The sequence below is a fragment of the Cytophaga aurantiaca DSM 3654 genome (genome assembly GCF_000379725.1).
GTDB classification, from domain to species: Bacteria; Bacteroidota; Bacteroidia; order Cytophagales; family Cytophagaceae; genus Cytophaga; species Cytophaga aurantiaca.
The window spans coordinates 1-22,993 of sequence record NZ_KB903633.1; the positions used below are offsets into that span (position 1 = coordinate 1).

23 protein-coding genes and 1 riboswitch are annotated in these 22,993 nt (G+C 35.5%); of the genes, 14 read left to right on the forward strand and 9 right to left on the reverse strand.

From position 1 onward, the window contains the following. The 4 genes from A3EE_RS0108765 to A3EE_RS0108780 form a co-directional block, all read left to right on the forward strand. The coding region (locus tag A3EE_RS0108765) for a transposase (protein WP_026209627.1) at positions 1 to 269 on the forward strand (269 nt) is incomplete at its 5' end. Between the two features lie 173 nt (positions 270 to 442). Continuing rightward, positions 443 to 639: riboswitch (cobalamin riboswitch) on the forward strand. 116 nt (positions 640 to 755) lie between these two features. Continuing rightward, positions 756 to 2,666 carry a TonB-dependent receptor plug domain-containing protein gene (locus A3EE_RS0108770; RefSeq protein WP_018343074.1) on the forward strand — a complete coding sequence of 637 codons (1,911 nt, stop codon included), beginning with the start codon at positions 756 to 758 and terminating at the stop codon, positions 2,664 to 2,666. A gap of 4 nt (positions 2,667 to 2,670) precedes the next feature. After that, positions 2,671 to 4,293 (forward strand): DUF4465 domain-containing protein, encoded by a 1,623-nt coding sequence (locus A3EE_RS0108775; protein ID WP_018343075.1) that lies wholly within the window; start codon positions 2,671 to 2,673, stop codon positions 4,291 to 4,293. After that, positions 4,293 to 5,318 carry a YncE family protein gene (locus A3EE_RS0108780; RefSeq protein ID WP_018343076.1) on the forward strand — a complete coding sequence of 342 codons (1,026 nt, stop codon included), beginning with the start codon at positions 4,293 to 4,295 and terminating at the stop codon, positions 5,316 to 5,318. Before A3EE_RS0108775 ends, A3EE_RS0108780 begins: the two co-directional genes overlap by 1 nt. Positions 5,319 to 5,320: 2 nt before the next feature. Here A3EE_RS0108780 and A3EE_RS0108785 read toward each other — a convergent pair whose 3' ends face one another. Continuing rightward, on the reverse strand, positions 5,321 to 5,998 hold the full coding sequence (locus A3EE_RS0108785) for a DUF3575 domain-containing protein (protein WP_018343077.1): 678 nt from the start codon (positions 5,996 to 5,998) through the stop codon (positions 5,321 to 5,323). A gap of 276 nt (positions 5,999 to 6,274) precedes the next feature. On the opposite strand from A3EE_RS0108785, the gene A3EE_RS0108790 reads away from it, so the two are divergent. The 8 genes from A3EE_RS0108790 to A3EE_RS0108825 all read left to right on the forward strand — a co-directional run bounded on the left by A3EE_RS0108790 (position 6,275) and on the right by A3EE_RS0108825 (position 13,872). Beyond that, positions 6,275 to 6,874 carry a DNA-3-methyladenine glycosylase gene (locus tag A3EE_RS0108790; RefSeq protein WP_018343078.1) on the forward strand — a complete coding sequence of 200 codons (600 nt, stop codon included), beginning with the start codon at positions 6,275 to 6,277 and terminating at the stop codon, positions 6,872 to 6,874. A 79-nt stretch (positions 6,875 to 6,953) separates the two neighbouring features. Beyond that, positions 6,954 to 8,681 (forward strand): WG repeat-containing protein, encoded by a 1,728-nt coding sequence (locus A3EE_RS0108795; protein ID WP_018343079.1) that lies wholly within the window; start codon positions 6,954 to 6,956, stop codon positions 8,679 to 8,681. 68 nt (positions 8,682 to 8,749) lie between these two features. After that, positions 8,750 to 9,181: a peptidylprolyl isomerase gene (locus A3EE_RS0108800; RefSeq protein WP_018343080.1), complete on the forward strand. Its 432-nt coding sequence runs from the start codon at positions 8,750 to 8,752 to the stop codon at positions 9,179 to 9,181. Between the two features lie 421 nt (positions 9,182 to 9,602). Next, a complete protein-coding gene (locus A3EE_RS0108805; protein WP_018343081.1) occupies positions 9,603 to 11,486 on the forward strand; it encodes a DNA topoisomerase IV subunit B in 1,884 nt (627 codons plus the stop codon). Between the two features lie 137 nt (positions 11,487 to 11,623). Then, positions 11,624 to 12,529 (forward strand): cation transporter, encoded by a 906-nt coding sequence (locus tag A3EE_RS0108810; protein ID WP_018343082.1) that lies wholly within the window; start codon positions 11,624 to 11,626, stop codon positions 12,527 to 12,529. 139 nt (positions 12,530 to 12,668) lie between these two features. Continuing rightward, positions 12,669 to 13,223, forward strand: a complete 555-nt coding sequence (locus tag A3EE_RS0108815) for an RNA polymerase sigma factor (RefSeq protein ID WP_018343083.1) — start codon at positions 12,669 to 12,671, stop codon at positions 13,221 to 13,223. A 41-nt stretch (positions 13,224 to 13,264) separates the two neighbouring features. Further along, on the forward strand, positions 13,265 to 13,624 hold the full coding sequence (locus A3EE_RS0108820; protein WP_018343084.1) for a hypothetical protein: 360 nt from the start codon (positions 13,265 to 13,267) through the stop codon (positions 13,622 to 13,624). Between the two features lie 8 nt (positions 13,625 to 13,632). Beyond that, entirely contained in the window at positions 13,633 to 13,872 is a 240-nt protein-coding gene (locus A3EE_RS0108825; protein ID WP_018343085.1) for a hypothetical protein, read from the forward strand. Positions 13,873 to 13,897: 25 nt separating this feature from the next. Here A3EE_RS0108825 and A3EE_RS0108830 read toward each other — a convergent pair whose 3' ends face one another. From A3EE_RS0108830 to pdxA, 8 genes are all read right to left on the reverse strand, one after another. Beyond that, positions 13,898 to 14,557 (reverse strand): outer membrane beta-barrel protein, encoded by a 660-nt coding sequence (locus tag A3EE_RS0108830; protein WP_018343086.1) that lies wholly within the window; start codon positions 14,555 to 14,557, stop codon positions 13,898 to 13,900. 72 nt (positions 14,558 to 14,629) lie between these two features. Further along, positions 14,630 to 15,973, reverse strand: coding sequence for an acetyl-CoA carboxylase biotin carboxylase subunit (accC, locus tag A3EE_RS0108835; RefSeq protein ID WP_018343087.1), 1,344 nt, complete (start codon positions 15,971 to 15,973; stop codon positions 14,630 to 14,632). Positions 15,974 to 16,011: 38 nt separating this feature from the next. Next, on the reverse strand, positions 16,012 to 16,503 hold the full coding sequence (accB, locus tag A3EE_RS0108840; RefSeq protein ID WP_018343088.1) for an acetyl-CoA carboxylase biotin carboxyl carrier protein: 492 nt from the start codon (positions 16,501 to 16,503) through the stop codon (positions 16,012 to 16,014). 104 nt (positions 16,504 to 16,607) lie between these two features. Further along, on the reverse strand, positions 16,608 to 17,606 hold the full coding sequence (locus A3EE_RS0108845; RefSeq protein ID WP_018343089.1) for a beta-ketoacyl-ACP synthase III: 999 nt from the start codon (positions 17,604 to 17,606) through the stop codon (positions 16,608 to 16,610). A gap of 16 nt (positions 17,607 to 17,622) precedes the next feature. Beyond that, positions 17,623 to 18,561, reverse strand: coding sequence for a phosphate acyltransferase PlsX (plsX, locus tag A3EE_RS0108850; RefSeq protein WP_018343090.1), 939 nt, complete (start codon positions 18,559 to 18,561; stop codon positions 17,623 to 17,625). Between the two features lie 4 nt (positions 18,562 to 18,565). Beyond that, entirely contained in the window at positions 18,566 to 18,751 is a 186-nt protein-coding gene (rpmF, locus tag A3EE_RS21635) for a 50S ribosomal protein L32 (RefSeq protein ID WP_083921261.1), read from the reverse strand. A gap of 10 nt (positions 18,752 to 18,761) precedes the next feature. Further along, entirely contained in the window at positions 18,762 to 19,328 is a 567-nt protein-coding gene (locus tag A3EE_RS0108855) for a YceD family protein (protein WP_018343091.1), read from the reverse strand. A gap of 101 nt (positions 19,329 to 19,429) precedes the next feature. Continuing rightward, positions 19,430 to 20,455 carry a 4-hydroxythreonine-4-phosphate dehydrogenase PdxA gene (gene pdxA / locus A3EE_RS0108860; RefSeq protein WP_018343092.1) on the reverse strand — a complete coding sequence of 342 codons (1,026 nt, stop codon included), beginning with the start codon at positions 20,453 to 20,455 and terminating at the stop codon, positions 19,430 to 19,432. A gap of 392 nt (positions 20,456 to 20,847) precedes the next feature. Between pdxA and rsmA the strand changes: the two genes are divergently transcribed. After that, complete coding sequence (gene rsmA, locus A3EE_RS0108865) at positions 20,848 to 21,624, forward strand: 16S rRNA (adenine(1518)-N(6)/adenine(1519)-N(6))-dimethyltransferase RsmA (RefSeq protein WP_026209685.1); 777 nt, start codon at positions 20,848 to 20,850, stop codon at positions 21,622 to 21,624. Positions 21,625 to 21,628: 4 nt separating this feature from the next. Then, positions 21,629 to 22,984, forward strand: a complete 1,356-nt coding sequence (gene mgtE, locus A3EE_RS0108870; protein ID WP_018343094.1) for a magnesium transporter — start codon at positions 21,629 to 21,631, stop codon at positions 22,982 to 22,984. Positions 22,985 to 22,993: the final 9 nt, after the last annotated feature.

A 22,993-nucleotide genomic window follows, 5' to 3' on the forward strand; every position in this document is an offset into this window, starting at 1 on the left:
TTGAACATAGTTCAGGAACAAGCGTAAGAAAACGAACACATGTATCAAGAAAAGCAAATATGCGTATCAAATCAATATTACACATGGCAGCACTGGTTGCTATTCAATCAAATAAAGAAATTACAGAATTCTACGATCGTAAAATAAAACAAGGGAAAGCAAAAATGAATGTTATAAACGCTATTCGAAATAAATTAATACATCGTGTATTTGCATGCGTTAGAGATAATAGAAAATATGAATATATTTATACCAATGCACTTGCATAAACCATAGAAATCCACGGCGATTATTCGTTGTGACACAAATTAGAGAACGATAGCGACATATTTCATCGTCTTTGTACTCTATAATCAGTACTGAGTATTTATCTGTACTTCCTTCGTCTAGCACCTAGTACCTAGCAACTCGAAACTCCCTTGCTTCCTCAAAAATTAATTCCTACCTTTGTTCTGTTATTGGTTTATTTCATAATCTGAAATAATTAAAAGGGAATTCGGTGTAAGTCCGAAACAGTTCCCGCTGCTGTAAGCTCATATAACGTTGTATTTGATTTAGCCACTGTCCCGATAGCTATCTGGACGGGAAGGTAAATACAACAGAGTAAGTCAGAAGACCTGCCAGAAACACATATTCGAAGCTTTCGGTGAAAAGGCTAGCGGATAAGTTCTTCATGCAGAACTCTCGTCTGCACTGTTGTATTTATCTCCTTTATACTAACCACAAGCTATCGAATGATTTAACTAAATCATTTGATGCAGGCATTGTACGTACTTATTCGGGGTTTATTCATTTGTCTGATATTGATATTATCAGGCAATCAATATCTCCATGCACAAACTTCAACGGATTCGACATATGAAGCAGATATCATTCATATTAAAGGATACCGATACGAAGATTTTTCTGCAGGCAATAAATCCATTGTTATTGATTCAACTTACTTAAAGCAGAACCCTGGCTCTCTAGCCGACGTACTTTCAAATCAATCTTCTGTCTACATCAAATCATACGGTGTAAGTTCTATAGCAAGCATATCGATCAGAGGTGGCTCTGCATCGCAGACTCAGACTACAATGAATGGTATGATCATGAACAGTCCAACCACCGGACAGGTCGACTATTCTACAATCCCTTCTTTTGTATTTACAAATTTACGCGTGCAGTATGGCTCGCAAGTTTCACTGATGGGCAGCGGAGCGATCGGCGGAAGCATTCATTTATCGAATGACGCAGATTTTGTTAAACGAAAACAACTCAGCATTAGCTACCAGCAAGCCAGCTTTGGTTCTATGCTGCCCATTTTATCTACACGTATAGGAGATTCTATACAGCAATTGTATGCAGCCGTATATTGCAAGCAGACTACAAATGATATTTTTTATTTTGATCAAGGTGAGAAAAAACAACTCAACCACGCCAAACAAAAACAAGCCGGCATGTATCTGGATTATTCCAGACGCATTAAAAATCACACACTGAAATACTGGCTATGGTATCAGCAATTCGATAAACAAATACCTGGCACAATAGGAGTGCCGTTTTCAGATGCACAGCAATACGATAGAAACTGGAAGCAAGGCTTGCAATGGATGTATGCAAAAAGAAGAACGGTCATTCAAAGCAGAGTAGGATATCAATCGGATAAAATGAATTACCAATCCGATACAACAAACATACATTCAATTATAAATAGTCAGCTCATTCAGGCTGAACTGGAATATAGATATCAACTAAATTCGAATGTATTGCTTTTAGCAGGAACACAAGCTATTTTTCAAGAAGCCAGTTCTGATAATTTTTCAGAACCAACGGTGCATCAAAATAAGATCGGATTCTTTCTTTCTTCAAACATTAAATTATTTAATAAGAAACTCATTCTTGTTCCAGCCATCCGTAAAGACTGGGTAAACACATGGATACCGTTTACACCATCACTAGGCATGGATTATCATCTGTGTTCTGCAATGAAGTTTCACGGACTAGTATCCTATAATTACAGAGTTCCTTCCTTGAACGATCTGTACTGGAATCCCGGTGGTAATGCATCTCTTAAACCTGAGAGTGGCTGGGGATATGAAGCAGGAGCGGCATTCGAAAAAAAGATTCATAAGCTTACATTTTTTCAGGATGTTACCATCTATACACGAATCATAAAAGATTGGATCTTATGGACTCCAAGTTATGGCATCTGGACCCCCGATAATATTCAACAGGTATGGTCGAGAGGATTGGAGTCTGAAACACGGTTAACAATACCGGTTACAAATTTCATGATTCAATTCAGAAATTCATTTGCTTATACAAAGTCTACCAATGAATCCGATCTGGCATCTACCGATGATCGAAAAGGAAAGCAATTGATCTATGTTCCGCTATATAAAAACTCCTTTACCACAGCAGTTAATTTTAAGAAAATAAACATAGGTCTTATATACAATTATACGTCATGGAGTTTTATTACTTCTGACAATTCAGATTATATAAATCCCTATCATCTATTTGATACATATGCAACATTCAATTTCAATGTTCCAAAATCTAAATCAACACTATCAATTAATGCCCGCATCAATAACATCTTAAATACTTCTTATGAAGTAGTGGCAAGTCGACCAATGCCGCTACGCAATTATCAATTAACATTATCTTATACATTTAATTAATACTATGAAAAAACTATACACATGTTTGTTATTACTTGTGCAGTCCGTTTATGGATTTGCACAAACTACATCAACCTTCGAAGCACTTCCATTAGATGGAAACGGATACTGGATAGGAGCAGATGGCTCGGGTGGATTTACAAATGGAGATGCATATTTTCAAACTATAAATGAAGGGTGGTGGTCTACAGGTTTTGCGTATTCAAACAAAACCGATGTAACTACTGAAGGATATACAAATCAATACAGTGTCTTTACTGGCAGCGGTGTTGGTCGTTCAGAAAAATTTGCAATCGGAAAGAACGGATCCGTTATTGAATTAAAAAATGCAGCAAAAACAAATGACGTAACCGGTTTTTATGTTACTAATACAACGTATGCGGCACTTGATATGATCAACGGATCTGGTTTCTCTAAAGCATTTGGAGGCCCTACTGGTAATGATCCGGACTACTTCCAATTAGCAATAACTGGCTATAGAAATAATGTAGTAATTAGCGATACTGTAAAAATAAAATTAGCAGATTACACATTTGCTGACAATTCAAAAGACTATATATTAAATACATGGCGCTGGGTAGACTTAAGACCATTGGGTGTGGTTGACAGTTTGATTTTTCTTTTGACTTCATCGGACAATGATCCCGTATACGGAATGAACACACCAAACTATTTTGCAATAGATCACTTCAATGAACCACTATATGATTTAGCAGTGGTGAATGGAGGTACAGAAGCAATTTCTAAAGAGAGTACGTTGTTCAAATCATGGGCTACTACATGTACAGTAACCAGAGGTTATCTGGATATTGCTAATCCAGGTCTTGGCTACGCGAGCTATGGTAAAGATGTAAATGGTACTCTTAAAGCAGGTGTGAATGGATTGGTATCATTAGGAGATAACGGAGTTGCGATTCTTGAATTTGCTAAACCAATTAAAAATGGTGCAGGTCCGGATTTTGCAGTATTTGAAAATGCATTTGATCTTGGTACAAATCAGTTTTTGGAATTGGCTTTTGTTGAAGTCAGTTCAGATGGTGTAAACTATGTTCGTTTCCCATCTATATCGAAAACAGATTCCAAAACACAGCTTGATAACAATGCACAAATGGATGCTTCTCTGATTTACAATTTAGCGGGTAAATATGTTGCGAACTACGGAACACCATTTGATCTTGAGCAATTGAAAAATTACTCTTTACTAGATGTAAATAATATCACACACGTAAAAATAATTGATGTTATCGGAACAATTGATTTAACACTTTCCTCTAAAGATTCATTAGGCAACCCGATCAATGATCCCTATGCTACAGCATTTGCGTCATGTGGTTTTGATTTAGATGCAGTAGGAGTGATCAACCAGAATGATCTTGCTACGTCTATCAGTAAATCAAATTCATCTATTTTAGAAATTTATCCAAATCCATCCGCAAATCAATTTAATATTTCTTTATTAGACGTATCTTTCGTTGGTCAGCAATTATATGTATACGATGTAAATGGTATCCTTGTTGAAAATCAGATCATAACTGAAACAACAATCCTGGATGCTACTGCATGGGAAAATGGAATCTATTATATTCGCGTTGGAAATACCGCAGAAAAAATTATTAAGATCGACTAATGAAAAACCGAATCATTCGGCTGCTTATTATCATAAGCATTTTCTATTCATGTAAACCACCGGCAAAGGAATCAGATCCTTTGCCGGATTTACTGCAATCGGGTATGTTCGTAGTGAATGAAGGCAACTTTCAGTCAGGAAATGGAAGTGTTAGCTTTTATGATTCAACAAATAATCTAGTTACACAGGATATTTTTTTCCTAAAAAATAACAGACCTGCAGGAGACGTTTGTCAACAGTTGGCCTATTTTCAAAATCAATTTTATCTGGTCGTTAATAATTCAGGTAAAATTGAAATATTGAATTCAGATTTTATAAGTACCAAAACAATTTCAGGTCTTACATCCCCAAGATACATGGCCTTTGCTTCAAGTACGAAAGGATATATAACAGATTTGCATGCAAAAGGGGTTTCGATACTCAATACAAGTTCACAGACGATTGAGAAAAAAATACGCATCAATTACTGGACAGAAGAGTTGTTGAACTACAAAGACACATTCTATGTAACAAGTCCGGAGAGCAGGTATTTATATTTAATTGACAGTAAATCAGAATCCCTGAAAGATAGTATTAATATAGGTTACGGAAGTTCATCCATTGCAATTGATAACAATAATTTTTTATGGATCTTATGCAACGGAAATGAAGCTCTTTCCATTTTACCATCTATTGTCTGTCTCAATCCACAAAACAGACAAATCGTTCGCACGATCAAGGCTTCTTCCTATTCAATTTTTGCATCTAAAATTAATTTCAATAAAATAAATAATTGTATGTATTGGATCGAACAGGATATCTACAGAATCAATACGACAACTCCTTCATCTGTAAAAGAAATTATAATTGATGGTTCAGGAAAAACGTTTTATGGATTGGCTGTTCACTCTTCAAATGGTGATCTGATTGTAAGCGATGCTGGTGATTTTTCTCAACGGTCTACCATATACACCTATACAAAAAACGGCCTCGAAAGAAATTCCTTCAAGGCCGGTATAATCAGTGGATATATACTTATTAAATAATACTAGAATACAAATCCAAGACGTAATCCGGCTTTAGGAGTTATGCCGGTATAATCCTGAGCTTCTAAGATCCAGAAAGTCCGGTCATCTTTGTTATAAAATGCAGGTGCTGTATTGTTAGATATTTTTAGTCCGCCTCCAACAAACATATCCATTACAAATGCATTTCTTATCACCCATTGAAAACCAAATACACCGCCGCCATCAAAGGATTCTATGTTGTATTTAAAAGATACGGGGATTACTGTTCCATTTGTACTTTGTGTGTGAATTTCAAAATTATTTTTACAGTAACGGAAATAAGGTGCAGCATATAAGCCACTCATTACGGATTGACCTTTCAGAAAATAAAATTTCAGCATTACTTCAGCAAGGCCACCATAGGCTTTGTCTGTATTATTTGATGTAACATACGTATTGCCGTTGTAATATGTACCATTATAATCTGAATCCTGTGATGCAGCCATCATCCCCCCGGTAAGCTGCAAAGTGGTGCCTTGACTTAAATATCTTTCATAAGATAATGCGAAGGTTGAAACGAAAAAGCTTGTAGGATTAACCTTTAAAGAATTTTTTTTAGCTACGATTGCATCTTCCGTTTGAGCAAATACTGTTCCTGCTGAACTCAAAATAGAAGTGATGATAATAACTCCTTTCAAAAAAATAGACGACTTAAACATAGATGGCTGTTTTATTTTAGTTAGATTGAAATTAAATTAAATTTGCTGTAATTAAAAATACTAAAGATTAACGAATCAAACTATGCTTTTGCCCTATATTTGGATTGTTTTTTTATTCATATTCTTTTTATTGGGATTAATTCGAACTTTTATTTTATCTGAAATAGATGTCGAATTCTTAAATCATAATGGTTTAGTAACATTCCGATTACGTATACAAAATGATGCTATTAAAGGATATTCATTCTATTATCGAACGTATTTTCTTTGTATACAATGAAAACACATAAACTACCGCGATCTTTTTATTTACGAGAAAATGTACAGCTTATCAGTCAGGAATTGCTTGGGAAAGTATTAGTATCTTTTATTGATGGTAAGTTAACCTCCGGTATAATAACTGAAACAGAAGCATATCAGGCACCTGAAGACAAAGCTTCGCATGCATTTGGCAATAAAAAAACACCTCGTACAGAAGTATTTTACATGGAGGGAGCAATAGGTTACGTATATTTGTGTTACGGCATCCACAACTTGTTCAATGTTGTTACCAATAAAAAAGGTATTCCTCACGCAATACTGATACGTTCTCTTGAACCACTTGAAGGCATTGAAACAATGATGCAGCGAAGGAAGAAAAATAAATTGGACAAAACTCTTACAGCTGGCCCCGGAGCATTGTCTCAGGCATTAGGTATAAATAAATTACACAACAAAATTTCCTTATTAGGAGATGATTTGTGGATAGAAGACCGAAACATTCACGTTGATTCAATCCATGCAACAACACGCGTAGGAATAGATTATGCGGAAGAATATAAAGATAAACCCTGGCGTTATTACATAAAGGGAAATAAATGGATCAGCAAAGTCTGATTTATAATATTTCAAGAAGAAAAACTGTAACCAATTACTTAAAAACCATTATTCATTTATACCAATACAAAACATATCTATGAAATTCATTCAAAAAATAATTTGTATTTTTTTAGTCTCATTAAGTATACTGGCCAACGCCCAGGAAGGCAACAGCTGTCCGGAAGATTTATTTCCGTATTACGATAAAGAAAAGAAAGCATGGGGATATGCAGACATGATGGGAATGATGGTAGTAGAACCCATCTTTACAAAAGTATCTCCATACAGCAGCAACAAGGCCATTGTTCAAAAAGGAAGCTTATGCGGCGTTCTCGATTGTAATGGAAACCTGATCATACCTGTTCAATATAAAAAGATCTTAAACTTCAGATACAATAAAGCCTGGGCCATGAAAGACAGTCTCTGGGCACTGATCGATGATAAAGGAAGAAATGTATTGGCTCCGCAGTATTCAGAGATCTATTCCATTCAGGGTACAGAATTGACCTGGGTAAAGAAAGCAGGCTTATGGGGATTATTTGATGAAGAAAATAGTAAATATATCATTATTCCACAGTATACAGTTGCACAGGTAATGTCGCCCAATTGTTCATTGATACAAAAGAATGGCAAGTTAGGTGTAGTCAATCACGTTAACGGCGGCTTTTTGCTAGAACCAAATATCGAACACGTGAAAAAGATTTCTCCACGCGACATTATTTTCGAACAGGATGGTAAATGGGGTATATTCAATAACATAGGTAAAGTAACATTGAATCCGTTATACGATTCAATAGATGTTTTCAAAACAAGTATTCTGATTGTTAAGAATGGCGCTAACTATGGACTTACCGACCTTGCCGGAGGAATTTTATTACCTGCAGAATATCAATCCATCGCACCATATAGTAATGGATATTTCAGAATTAAGAAAAATAACTTGTACGGTTACGCATCAATAAAAGGAAAAGTTTATATAACACCTAAATATCCTCAAGCAAGCGACTTTTCTAATGGTACAGCTATCGTTCAACAAAATAATTTATTCGGAATTATTGATCTGAAAGATTTTTTTGTGATTAAACCAATCTATACATCTTTAAAATTATCCGATACAAAAGAGTATTATGTTGGTTCTGAAAAAGCCAATACTGAAAATTTATTACTACCGGTTACATCGAATATTTTTAATACCTATACATTTGATAAAGTTAGTCTGACTGATTCACTCGAAAGTATTCAGGTAAACCAAAATAACGTTTGGTTTTACTTCAATGGAAAAAATCAAGCTAAAAAATTTGATATCGTTTTTGATGAAACAGGATCGTTTTCAAATGGTATTGCTACTGTAAAAAAAGATGGTAAAGTTGGCATCATCAATAGCGCAGGCGCTTATGTGATGCAGCCCAATTATTCAGCAATTGAAAAGCAACAATTAGGAATTACATCGTTTTACATTGCTACAGAAAATAATAAAAAGGGATTGTTTAATGCAGATGGCAAGCGCATTCTTGCTTCCGATTATCAGGAAATTATTCTTGCCGCTCCAAACCATTTAAAAGTAAAAAAAGATAATGTTTGGTCATTGCTGCGAACCGATGGTACAGTAGTATCTACACAGGTCTATACCTTTATGGATACAGGCAACGCAACGCCGATTCCGGTAACACGTTCAAAAAAATGGTGTTTACTAAATCAGGATGGAGTAGAAACAAAATTGATAAAAGCAGTGTCTATCAAACAGGATCCTACAAATGCAAGGAACTATATTGTTGACACTGGCAAGTCTACCTACATCATAAATAAACTGGGAGAGAAGCAATAAGTAACCCGTTCACTTTATTAAAAAAAATCGTACTTTTGTACAACTTATAATTGTAATACAAAATTCTTATGACAACAGGAGAAATTCACACCGACAAAGGTGTAATGAAAGTAGAATTCTTTGATCAGGACACACCTATAGCAGTAGCAAATTTTGTTAAATTGGCTAAAAGCGGTTTCTACGACGGTTTAAAATTCCACCGTGTAATTCCTGATTTTATGATTCAAGGTGGATGTCCGGATGGCACAGGTGCAGGTGGGCCAGGTTATACAATCAAATGTGAAACTAAAAATCCAAGCCAACACCACGACCGTGGAGTATTATCTATGGCACACAGAGGTAAAGATACGGGCGGTTCTCAATTCTTCATTTGCCATAGCCGTAAGAATACAGGGCATTTAGACGGTGTCCACACAGCCTTTGGTAAAGTAACTGAAGGTATTGAAATCGTTGACCTGATCAAACAAGGCGATAAAATCCAAAAGATTGTTATCAACTAATTTAAAGTAAAATATAACAAACAAAAGCCCTGTTTCTTTAGTTAGAATCAGGGCTTTTGTTTATATAACTTTTGCATAGCCCATGGCTTTAGCAATGGGTATCTTGTTTATTTATGAACCAAGTGTAATCATAGTTCATGGTTATCCCACCCTTATCCCATAGTTAAGCGATATATAAGCCACCGTTATCCCACCTATAATCCGCCTATAATTCATCTTTATTCCGCCTACAGGCATATGCTATAAATAGCCAAATTACTGCTGCTATCATTGCTTCCCACAAAATAACATAAATAACACATTAACAAACACTTAATAATAAATAAAACAATACATTGGCTTGCTGTGGATAATACAGGCTTTACCCCTCAGAGATTTTTTGTAAATTGTTCCTGCTACAAAATTTAACATACCCAATTACATGGCAGCTGAAAAACCTGTATATACCGAAGATAGTATCCGTTCACTCGATTGGAAAGAACATATCCGTTTACGTCCGGGTATGTACATCGGTAAACTGGGCGACGGATCCGCTCAGGATGATGGTATCTATGTTCTTGTAAAAGAGATCATTGACAACTCCATTGATGAGCACATGATGGGGAATGGTAAGCAGATTGACATCGTAATTACAGATAAAAAAGTTGAAGTACGCGATTATGGCCGTGGTATTCCATTGGGTAAAGTAATCGACTGCGTATCAAAGATCAATACAGGTGGTAAATACGACAGCGGCGCTTTCCAGAAATCCGTTGGTTTGAACGGTGTTGGTACAAAAGCAGTGAATGCACTTTCAGCATACTTTAAAGTTCAATCCATCCGCGAAGGCAGAACGAAAATTGCAGAGTTTGAAAAAGGTGAATTAGTTAAAGATTATAAGGAAACATCGACAACCGAAAAAAACGGTACGATGATTACCTTCACGCCGGATAATAGCATATTTAAAAACTTCTATTTCATTCCGGAGTTTTTAGAAGAACAGTTGTGGAACTATGCATTCCTGAATGCAGGCTTAACCATCAACTACAACGGTAAAAAATACTTTTCTGAAAATGGGTTGTTGGATTTATTGAAGCGTAAAGCAGATGTCGAATCCATCCGTTATCCCTTTATACATCTGAAAGGTAATGACATTGAAATGTGTATTACACATGGAGAACAATATGGTGAAGAATATTATTCGTTTGTAAACGGACAATACACAACACAAGGAGGGACGCATTTAGCTGCATTCAGAGAGGCTTTAGTGAAAACAGTAAGAGAATATTATAAAAAAGACTTCGATGCTTCAGACGTGCGTTCATCGATTATAGGAGCCATTGCAATACGCGTACAGGAACCTGTCTTTGAATCTCAAACGAAAACAAAACTTGGATCCCAAAACGTAGCGCACGAAGGTCCTACGGTACGAAACTTTGTAAATGATTTTGTTAAGCGTGAACTGGATAATTACCTGCATCAGAACTCTGTTGCAGCCGATGCATTACTAAAACGTATTCTGCAATCGGAGCGTGAGCGAAAAGACATTGCAGGTATTAAAAAATTAGCAAACGATCGCGCGAAGAAAGCCAATCTGCACAACAAAAAATTACGCGACTGCCGGTTCCATTTAGACGATGAAAAATCGGATAAACGTTATGAGTCAACATTGTTTATTACCGAAGGGGATTCTGCCAGCGGTTCAATTACAAAGTCTCGTAAGGTAGAAACGCAGGCTGTATTTAGTTTGCGTGGTAAACCGTTAAACTGCTACGGACTTACTAAAAAGATTGTTTACGAAAACGAAGAGTTCAATCTTCTTCAGCATGCACTAAATATCGAAGATGGCTTGGAAGGATTGCGTTACAAAAACGTTGTCATTGCTACCGATGCCGATGTAGATGGCATGCACATTCGTTTATTGTTAATGACATTCTTCTTACAGTTCTTCCCGGACTTAGTTCGTAATGGACACTTGTTTATTTTAGATACACCTTTATTCAGAGTGCGAAATAAAAAAGAAACGATCTATTGCTACAGCGAAGACGAAAAACAAAAGGCAATTACTAAATTAGGTTCTAAGCCGGAGATCACCCGATTCAAGGGTTTGGGAGAAATTTCACCAGATGAATTTGGTAATTTCATCGGCGAAGACATCCGTCTGGACCCGATTATACTTACAAAAGAAATTACAATTCCTAAATTGCTTTCTTACTACATGGGTAAAAATACACCTGAGCGTCAGCAATTCATTATTGAAAACCTGAAGTTTGAAAAAGATGTTCCAATAGTTGATGAAGAAAAAGTGCCGGTAGAAGTAGTATAACTCATAAACATAATTCATATTGAAAACACACATAGATAGATACTATGTGTGTTTTTTTTTTATATTTAATCTTTCAATTTTATTACCCCGTCTTTTCATAGTTACACATTGTTGTAACGTTTATTCTTATAAAAGTTATGCAGCAAAACAAAAGTAAAACAGAATATCAGGCACTGCAATTCTCACTGTATACGATCGTTGCATTAATGATCTGTAGTCTTATTTTTAATGAATTAACAGAATCAAACATCATTGAAGTCGATGCAGGATCATATGTGATCAGTGGCATTATCGGATTAATAACCATTTACATTTCAAAATTACAAACCAGACCAAAAGATGAAAATCATCCCTTGGGTTTTTCGGGGTATGTACCCGTATTAAATTTAATACGCAGCTTCATGGTTATTTTAATTTGTATAAAAGCAATTGGTGAGTCTATAGGTAGCATTGTTAGCGGTCCGGAGCCAACCGATCATACAATAATGTTCAGCTACGCAGCAGTCACATTATTCTTTAATGTATGTGCATATATATATGTCAATAGACAAGGTAAAAAGATTGACTCTGCTTTATTGAAGACCGATGCATTGGATTGGAAAACAGATATTGTTTTTAATTTCTCCATCATACTTGCAGTGTGTGTTTCTTACGGACTTCAATTCACTACCTATAAAACCTATGCAGACTATGTCGATCCAGTGTTCTGTATTATTTTTTCAATAGCAATGGCATACTATCCAATTGTCTTATTTTCTGAGAATATTAAGATACTCGCCGTTACTTCTATTGATAAAGAAACGCAAACACAGATCATACAATCCTTTCATGATCGCATAGATGTTATTCAGAAGTATAGTCCTGCCTTCACTGTTATTCACGTTGGTGGTGTATTGTGGGTGAATATTGAGTTGAATGTACGACAAGAAGATGAACCTATAGCCCTGGATTATTTAGCAATTAAAAATACTGGTGAGTCTATTCTAAATGAAATTACTCCAGATAATAAAATTTCATTTTTATTTAATCGAATTGAGAAATAGTTGATATAGATATAAAATTAAAATATCTATATATCAGATACTTATAATACATTTAATATTATTTTGTTATTTTTTTTAATCCCATACAATATTTTTCAATATTGTCCGACTATCCTATAGAAGGAAATAAAACTAAAAAATGCCAAGTAGTCAGGAAGCACACATTGAACAGGTTTTTAAGAACCAACGTGGAGGTCTGTTAGGATTTATTCGCAAGCGTGTATCCAGACTGGAAGATGCAGAAGATATTCTGCAGGATGTCTTCTTTCAATTTGTTTCTGCATACGAAAGTATTGAGTCTATTGATAAAGTGAGCTCTTGGTTATTCTCTGTAGCCCGCAATAAGATCACAGACAAATACAGAAAGAAAAAGCCGGATGCATGGTCTGATTTAGCCTTTCAAGGTAAGTCTGAAGACTCTGAAATGCTTATGCTGGAAGATATTCTTCCGGACTTCAAGAACACACCCGAAGACGTTTATGCGCGTAACGTAATTTGGGAAGCAATTGAAGTAGCAATGGCAGAGATGCCTGCAGAGCAGAGACAGGTAATGCTGTTACACGAATTTGAAGATAAATCCTTCAAAGAGATCAGTGATATAACGGGGGTAAGCGTAAATACATTATTATCCAGAAAACGCTACGCCATTTTATCACTAAGAAAGAAGTTACAAGAACTTTATAATGAATTATAATTAAAACATTTAATCTAAAATAGTATTAAACACATACGCATATGAAAAAGCACAAATTAATCATCATCGCAAAGATAGTTATCGGTGCACCGTTGCTGATATTTGCCTTAGGTTTTATAACGATGTATTTATGGAACTGGCTTGTACCAACGTTGTTTAATGGGCCTGCAATCAATTTATGGCAAACCTTTGGTATTGTTCTATTGTCTAAAATTCTTTTCGGAGGATTTAAAGGAAAAGGTGGATGTTGCTGTGGTGGCGGAAATCCACGTCAGGCATGGAAAGAACACATGAAAGCGAAGTGGGATAATTTATCAACTGAGGAACGTTCAAATTTAAGAAGCAAGTTCTTTAATAAATGTAATTTCAATTCAGACGAATCAAGTGAATCTGCTAAATAAGTAATCGTATGGAATTATTTTCTGTAAATTATCAGTTGAAGATATCCATTAATAACAATGGTGAATTCACCGGTGAATACATTACTCGTACTGAGTCCATGACAAATACAAGTAATTATTTACCAGAAATTTTAACAGACATTTATGAGAAGCATCGTCATGAATGGCTGATGGGAGTGGAGATACGTGAAGTGAACAGATTCTATTCAGCAGAACTTGAATCTGCAACATTCGCAGCTACGGTATAATTAAGTAGGAGCATATTATATGCTCTTACTTTAATGGTATATACAATAATAAATTCAGCTGAAGTAAATTATCTTTCTTGCTTTTATTTCCCCATTGAGAAATATTGTCAATGTAATCTGTAAGCGGATTTAAAAAGCCTGCATCTACACCAATTCCATAACCGTTTTTTAAATAATACGTGCCGCCAATTTTTATCGGCAGCATCAATGAAACATTCGAATAGATTTCACCTGCAGCTCTTGTAGAAAATTGATTTGAATAAGAGTTTTTAAATTCATCTTTTGGGTCATATCTCAACAATGCAATACCAGGACTTACATAAAGACTATAATTTTCTTTTTTGAAAATATTGATTCGTAGTTCATATCCTAAACTAATTAAAGATGTTTTGAAATACGTATTCGGAGTAGTGGTTTGTGTTGAATTAAAAACATAGGAATCATTGTTGCCTCTTACACCGCCTATCATAAGGTGTATATAGCCATTCACTCGTTTCTTCTTATTAAAGACCAAACCAGTATGAAATGTGCCACCCCAGCTTTCGAATGAATTTGTTAAATCTCCTCTGTAAGATGTTCCGCCAAAACCCAATGTGAGATACAGATTTTTTTGAGTTTGTTGGGCAAATAAATGTGTGGGAAAAATAAATACGATAATAATACTTATTAAAAATACATTTCGCATAAGTAATTCATCTTTGAAGTTGAATTAAGAATAAATAAAAAGACCAGTGAAACACTGGTCTTTTTTATTTTATTAAAGTTTAGAGAAATCAAATGTCTCAAGAAAGGCTGTTGTAAATTTCCCGGATCTGAATTGAGGATCATCCATCAATTTGATGTGGAAAGGAATAGTTGTTTTTACACCTTCAATAACGAACTCCTGTAAAGCACGTTTCATACGGTCACAAGCTTCATCACGCGTAGGAGCGTTTACAATAAGCTTAGCAATCATCGAATCATAATTAGGAGGAATTGTATATCCTGTATAACAATGACTATCTACACGCACTCCAAAACCACTAGGCATATGGAAGTTTGTGATCTTACCCGGAGATGGTCTGAAACCATGTGCCGCATCTTCCGCATTGATTCTGCATTCAATTGAGTGACGTAGAGGAAGATAATTTTTCTTCTCTAATTTTTCGCCAGCTGCAACTCTGATCTGCATTTTTACAAGATCAACACCAGTAACTTCTTCTGTAATTGTGTGTTCAACCTGAATACGGGTATTCATTTCCATGAAGTAAAAATCTCCATGCTTGTCTACCAGAAATTCAATTGTACCGGCACCTTCATATTTAATAGACTTAGCACCTTTAACAGCTGCTTCACCCATTTTATTACGTAAACGTTCTGTAATAATAGGAGATGGAGTCTCTTCAACCAACTTTTGGTGACGTCTCTGAATTGAACAATCTCTTTCAGATAAGTGAACTACCGTTCCGAATTTATCACCTAATAACTGAACTTCAATGTGACGCGGTTCTTCAATGAATTTCTCAAGATATAAACCATCGTTACCAAATGAAGCACCAGCTTCCTGTTTCGCATCGTTCCATGCTTTTTCAAATTCGCCATCGTTACGAATAATACGCATACCTCTACCACCACCGCCAGCAGTAGCTTTCAGGATCACAGGGTATTTTACTTTATTCGCTAATTTAATGCCTTCTTCAATATTACTTAATAAACCATCAGAACCCGGTATACATGGTACACCAGCTTTTTTCATGGTATCTTTAGCTGAAGCTTTATCGCCCATGGAGTTAATCATTTCGGCGCTTGCTCCAATAAATTTAATTCCATAATCTGCACACACCTGAGAAAATTTAGCATTTTCAGATAAGAATCCATATCCAGGGTGAATGGCATCTGCATTTGTAATTTCCGCAGCAGCAATAATATTTGGTATGCTCAAGTACGACTGATTAGAAGGAGCAGGTCCTATACAAACCGCTTCATCTGCAAAACGTACGTGTAAACTTTCTTTATCAGCAACAGAATATACAGCAACCGTTTTAATTCCAAGCTCTTTACAAGCGCGGATTACACGTAATGCAATTTCTCCTCTGTTTGCTATTAATATTTTTTTAAACATATATCTTTCCCGTAAAATGAACTACTCAACACTATTAATTACTTAGGTTCAACTAAGAATAATGGTTGATCGTATTCAACTGGAGTAGCATTCTCTACTAATATCTTAACAATTTTACCTGAAATTTCAGATTCAATTTCATTAAACAATTTCATTGCTTCAATTATACAAACAGGCTTACCTGCTTCGATAACATCACCAACATTAACAAATGAAGGAGTCTCCGGATTAGAAGAACGATAGAACGTTCCAATCATTGGTGATTTAATTGTAATTAAATTAGAAGCTTCAACTGCCGGAGTTGCCTTAGCAGGCTCTGCAGCTGGTGTAGCAACCTGTTGTACTTGTTGTGGCAGTGCTTGCTGAACAACTTGTTGTGGTAATACTGGCATTACAATATCCGCAGCTTTAACAGCATTATTCGGATATTTTTTAACATTTATTTTAAATTGTTCTGTTTCAATATTTACTTCTGCTAACCCTGAGCTAGCGATAAAGTCAATCAACTCCTGAATTTCCTTTGGTTTCATCAGTTTCTTAATTTAAATTTTATTAACTGTTTAAAATTTTAACAGTTTCTGTTAACGATGTAATGTATAAATTTTCAGTATTCTTAATTTCAATTCTATTTATTTTACTTGGGATCGTATCCCCATTTCAAATAAACAGAGCCCCAAGTAAAGCCACCGCCAAATGCAGCCAACACAAGGTTGTCACCTTTTTTCAATTGCTTTTCATAATCCCAAAGTACAAGTGGGATAGTAGCACTTGTGGTATTTCCATAACGCTCAATGTTAATCATTACCTTTTCAGGTCCAACATTCATGCGGTCTGCAGTTGCATTAATGATTCTTTTATTTGCCTGGTGAGGAACCAACCATTGCACATTGTCGCCGGTTAATTGATTGCGCTCCATAATTTCAGCAGCAACATCTGACATGTTTTTAACAGCAAATTTAAACACGGTTGCACCTTCCTGATGTGCAAAATGTTCGCTGTTCATTACAGACTCAAGTGTAGCAGGATGACGGCTTCCGCCCCCTTTCATGATTAAATATTGTGCACCTGAACCATCGGTTTTTAATACACTATCAACCACTCCAAAGCCTTCATAATTTGGTTCTAATAATACAGCACCTGCACCGTCACCAAATAGTATACATGTATTGCGGTCTTTGTAATTAACGATAGCAGACATTTTATCTGCACCAACTACAATGACCTTTTTGAACTTACCACTTTCTATGTATTGTGAACCTGTTACCAATCCAAACAAAAAGCCTGAACAAGCTGCATTCATATCATAACTGAATGCATTTTTTAGTCCGCACATATCCGAAACTAAATTTCCTGTAGCAGGAAAAACGTAGTCTGGGGTAGTAGTACAGCAAATTAATAAATCGATTTCGGAAGGGTCGGTATTTGTTTTCGCAAGGAGGTCTTTTACTGCCTTCTCAGCCATGTGAGAAGTACCTAAGCCTTCGCCCTTTAAAATGCGACGTTCTTTTATACCTGTTCTAGAAAGAATCCACTCATCAGATGTTTCGACAAGCTTTTCTAATTCTTGATTTGTTAAAATATAATCCGGTACATAACCTGCAATACCGGTAATACATGCATTTACATTGCCCATCTTCTAGTTGTTGAGATTAGCTGTAAGCGTTTTTAATTTTTTCTGAGATTTTGGCATGTGTTAATTGGTATGCCTGGTGCATCATATTCTTAATTGCTTTAGGAGATGATATACCGTGTCCAATTATTACATTACCATTAACCCCTAGAATAGGACTGCCTCCAACTTCTTCATAATTAAACATATTAAAGAAATTGTCATTAAATCCACGCTTAGAAACTAAATCATAAAACGTTTCACCCATCTTAAGAATGATATTGCCTGTATAACCATCACAAACAATGACATCTGCTTTACTGCAAAATAGATCTCTGCCTTCCATGTTTCCAACGAAGTTTACAGAATCAATTTGTTTGATCAGCTGATGTGCAGCCAATGTTAAAATCGTTCCTTTTTCTTCTTCTTCACCAAGATTCATAAGACCAACTTTCGGACTTTCAATGCCATAAATATACTTAGCATATAAAGAACCGATCACGGCAAATTGAGCAAGCATCTCAGGCTTACAGTCAGCATTGGCACCTACATCCATGATAATAGCAAAACGTCCTGATTCTTGAGGCATAAAGCCAGCAATACCAGGACGAAGAATACCTTCAATTGTTTTGATACTAAACATAGAGCCAACAAGCATAGCACCAGTATTTCCTGCACTACAAAAAGCATCAATTTCTTTTTGCTTCAGTAGTTGAAAACCAATAGATATACTTGAGTTTGGCTTTTGCGAAAATGCCTTTGTAGGATGTTCGGCCATGGTTATAACCTCATCAGCATGAACAATTTGTATTCTGCTTTTGTTACCTTCAAGCTGAGACAAATGTTCACGGATTACCTGCTCCTTACCAATGAGAATAATTTCTGCATCGGAAGGGAGAGAGTCTGAGGCTAAGATGGCACCCTCAATGATAGCCTTGGGAGCAAAATCTCCTCCCATCGCATCTAGTGCTAATCTCATCAGATTATACTGCTACGGCTTTTTCAATAGCCAACTTACCTCTATAGAAGCCACATTCAGGGCATACTATGTGAAGAAGCACGGGTGAATTACAATTAGAGCATTCAACAAATTGAGAAGCAACCGCTTTGTAGTGAGTTCTTCTCTTGTCTCTCCTTGTTTTGGAAATTTTGCGCTTAGGATGAGCCATTTTCTTATTACTAGTTTAACTTACTTTTATCTTTTAAACTCTTCAATGCTAACCATCTAGGATCAATCAGATCTTCGGTAGGAGAGTCATTCTTTTCTTCACCTTCTGTATCAGTTGAATAAATTAATAATGTTTCTTCATCATTATCAACTTCTTCTTCCTGAAAACGAGGATGAAGTTTTTTTATCGGTACTTCTAAATTAATAAACTCATAAACATACTGAGCAATATTAATTTTGATTGTTTCTCTTTTAATCCCTATGATTTCATCTGTTATTTCACCTTCTTCTTCTTCAGAAAACTGAAATATCAAAGGGTATGCAGAATCAATAGAATATTCAAACGGATCTAAACTTCGATCACATATAAGTTCAACATTTCCTTTTATCGAAATATTCATTTTTATATGTAATGGAGTCTTTTCTAAATCCACAATAACATCTAATAACCCCTTCTGGATTATACTATCTTCAAACAGCGTAAAGAAAGATGATTCATCAAGCTTGAAATTATACGTATGAGGTACATGTTCTTTGATATGCACAATTTCAATATCAAATGCTCTTAACTTATTCATCTCAATCACCCATTTAATAGGTTGGGGTGCAAAGTTATAATATTCTTATGACTTAAAAAAGGGTTATTCATTCATATTTCCCCTTAATTACTCATTTATCCTTACTTATTTACTAACAAGCTGTTTTTTACGAGGTCGCAAGCAAGATAAACAGCTGATCTGAATGATTCCTCAGCAACTAAATTCTTTCCTGCAAGATCGTACGCAGTACCATGATCCGGCGATGTGCGGATAAATGGCAACCCACCGGTAAAATTAACCCCTTCATCAAAACAAAGGGCTTTAAACGGCGTTAAGCCCTGATCGTGATACATCGCTAAAACTCCATCAAACTTAGTATAGTGATGCTGCCCAAAGAAACCATCAGCCGGAAAAGGTCCGAATAATAACGTTCCTTTTTCTTTCGCTTCTTTGATAACAGGAGTGATCAAATTTTGCTCTTCCATACCCATCATACCGTTTTCACCTGCATGTGGATTAAGGCCCAAAACTGCAATTTTAGGTTTCGAAATACCAAAATCTTTTTTCAGAGATTGATACAATAAATTGATTTTAGTTAATAATACTTCTCTTGTAAGGGAAGTAGCTATCTGAGCTACAGATATATGAGCGGTAGCTAAAGCAACTTTCATAGTTGGGCTTACCATAACCATCAAATTATCTTTAACTCCGCAACGCTCTGCTAAATATTCTGTATGTCCAGCAAATTTAAATCCTTCCTGCTGAATGTTTTTCTTATCAATAGGAGCTGTAACAATTGCCTGTAGTCCGCCAGCCAAAGCGTCGCTGACAGCTTTTTCAAGAGATAAAAATGCTGCTTTACCAGATTCTTTTGATGGCTGACCAGGTGTAACTTCAAAGTCATCCTCCCAACATACAAGCAGATTGATCTTTTTAGATTGAACTTCCTGAATGGATCTAATGGAATGGAAATTTAATTCATCGTATGCACCTAATATTTTTTTATAACGGGCAAACAATTTATAATTACCATAAATTACTGGAATACAAACTTTTAATATTCTTGGATCGGAAAAAGTTTTAAGAATTAATTCAGGCCCGACGCCATTGAAATCACCTAAAGTAACCCCGATTACAGGTCTGTCAAAAACGTTTACTGGTGTCATATAACCTACTTTATTCAATTCAAAGATAATCAAAAGATGTTAGCAAGCCCGAATAATAACTTAGAATATTCCATTCTTTGAAAATTTATATTGTTTATTTTTTAACAATTTGGTTACCTATTGCACACAAACTAGTATAAATCAATAACTTTAAGTAGTTATTTAACAACTAACCATTTTAAAAATCTTCTTTAACAATTCTTGCTCGTCTTGATTAAAGTAGTAATGTTCCCCAAAAAGCCTCTTTCGCCGGAGGCTTTTTGCATTTGTTTATAGTACAATATTTTTTTCTTTAAACTTTACTCAAGGTTAATACTCTTTGCTTCTTCAATGCATATGAATAGATGAAACTAATTGTAACTTCGCATAAAATATTTACGGCAGAGATACAGATGGAAAAGGTAAAAGCGAAGAAGCATTTAGGACAACATTTTTTAAATGATCAGCAAATCGCTAAAGATATTGTGGATGGCTTAACGCTGTATGGTGATTATAAAGAGGTTTTGGAAATTGGCCCTGGTATGGGTGTATTAACTCAATTTTTATTACAAAATACAAACTATCATACACGAGTAGTCGATATAGATGGCGAATCCATTGAATATTTAAAAAAAGTTTTCCCTCTTAAAGATGCGGATGTTATACATGCTGATTTCTTAAAAGCGAATTTAAGCGAATGGTATCCCGATAAATTTGCCATCATAGGTAATTTCCCATATAACATTTCAACAGAAATTCTATTTAAGGTTCTAGATCACAGAGAGCAAATACCTGAAGTGGTTGGGATGTTTCAAAAGGAAGTAGCAGAACGTTTTGCTGCAAAGCATGGGAATAAAACTTATGGCATTACAAGCGTATTGCTGCAGGCATATTATGATATTGAATACTTATTTACCGTACATGAAAATGTTTTTACACCTCCACCTAAAGTTAAATCGGGAGTAATACGCTTGAAACGTAACAGCCGCGACACATTACCTTGCAACGAAAAAGATTTTTTCAAAGTAGTTAAAGCAGGTTTTGGAATGCGACGTAAGACATTAAGAAATGCGCTCAAAGCAATCAATGTGCACAACATTTCTATGGATTTACCTATCTTTGATAAAAGAGCGGAACAACTTTCTGTTGAAGACTTTTTTATGTTAACCAACATGATGACTGGCAAATAAGATTATGGCATTCGAACTAACAGAAGATTTAATAAACGAGCTTAAAGAATGCTTCAATAGTGACGACCAAAACAGTCGGATACTTGATTTGGTAGCTGAAATACCGGAGCAGGATTTGTCTGTTATTTTATATGAACTGGATACAGACGAGTCTGTGGCCTTGCTCGATATATTAAGCACTGAAAAAAGTGCGTTGGTTATTTCAGAACTTGATACAGATATTCGTTTAAAAATACTAAAGAATTATACGCCTGAAAAAATAGCAGGCTTTATTGAATACATTGATTCGGATGATGCTGTAGATATTATCAATGAGCTCTCCATTAAAACAGGAGAGGAAGTAATTGCCTTTATTAAAAACCCTGAAAAGGCTGATCACATCATTGATCTGTTGCATTATGATGAAGATTGTGCTGGTGGCTTAATGGCAAAAGAATTAATAAAAGCCAACCTAAACTGGACAATCGATCGTTGTATTGAAGAGATCAGAGCGCAATCAAAAAATGTAGATAAAATCTTTTCAATTTACGTAGTAGATGATAACATGCGTTTGCTTGGTATTTTATCATTGAAAAAATTACTTCTTGCTGATGAAAATTCACTCATAGCAGACATCTACGAACCTTCTATTGAAAGCATTGAATCATATAAGAGTGGTACTGAAGTTGCTGAATTGATGCAGAAATACGATTTAGAAACAATACCTGTTGTAAATGTTCAAGGTAAATTATTAGGCCGGATCACAATTGATGACGTAATCGATTTAATTACGGAACAAGCAGATCTTGAACGTCAGATGATGTCGGGTATTTCTAACGATGCAGAAGAGGATGACTCGGTTTGGCTGCTATCAAAAAGTAGATTACCATGGTTAATTGTTGGTATGCTTGGAGGTATTTTAGGTGCCCAATTTATCGGTCTGTTTGAAAATGTGATTCACCAGGTAACCGCAATGGCCTTCTTTATCCCTTTAATCACAGCTACCGGCGGCAATGTTGGTATTCAATCTTCATCTATGATTGTTCAATCTTTGGCCAGAGATTCTAGTTATGTCGGAATGGAATTTGATCGTTTTTTGAAAGGATTTGTTGTATCATTAATTAACGGATTAGCATTAGCCTCCTTAGTGTTTTTATTCAACTTTGTTTTAAAACAAGAAATTAATTTAGCCATTACCGTTTCCATCGCACTCTTTTGTGTGGTTTTAGTATCATCGTTTATGGGTACAATTACACCACTCATTTTGTATAGATTTGGGGTAAATCCTGCCTTGGCTTCAGGTCCGTTTATTACTACTGCCAATGATCTTCTGGGCTTAGGGATTTATTTTTCTGTAGCACATTTACTATATACATTTTAATTTTTTATG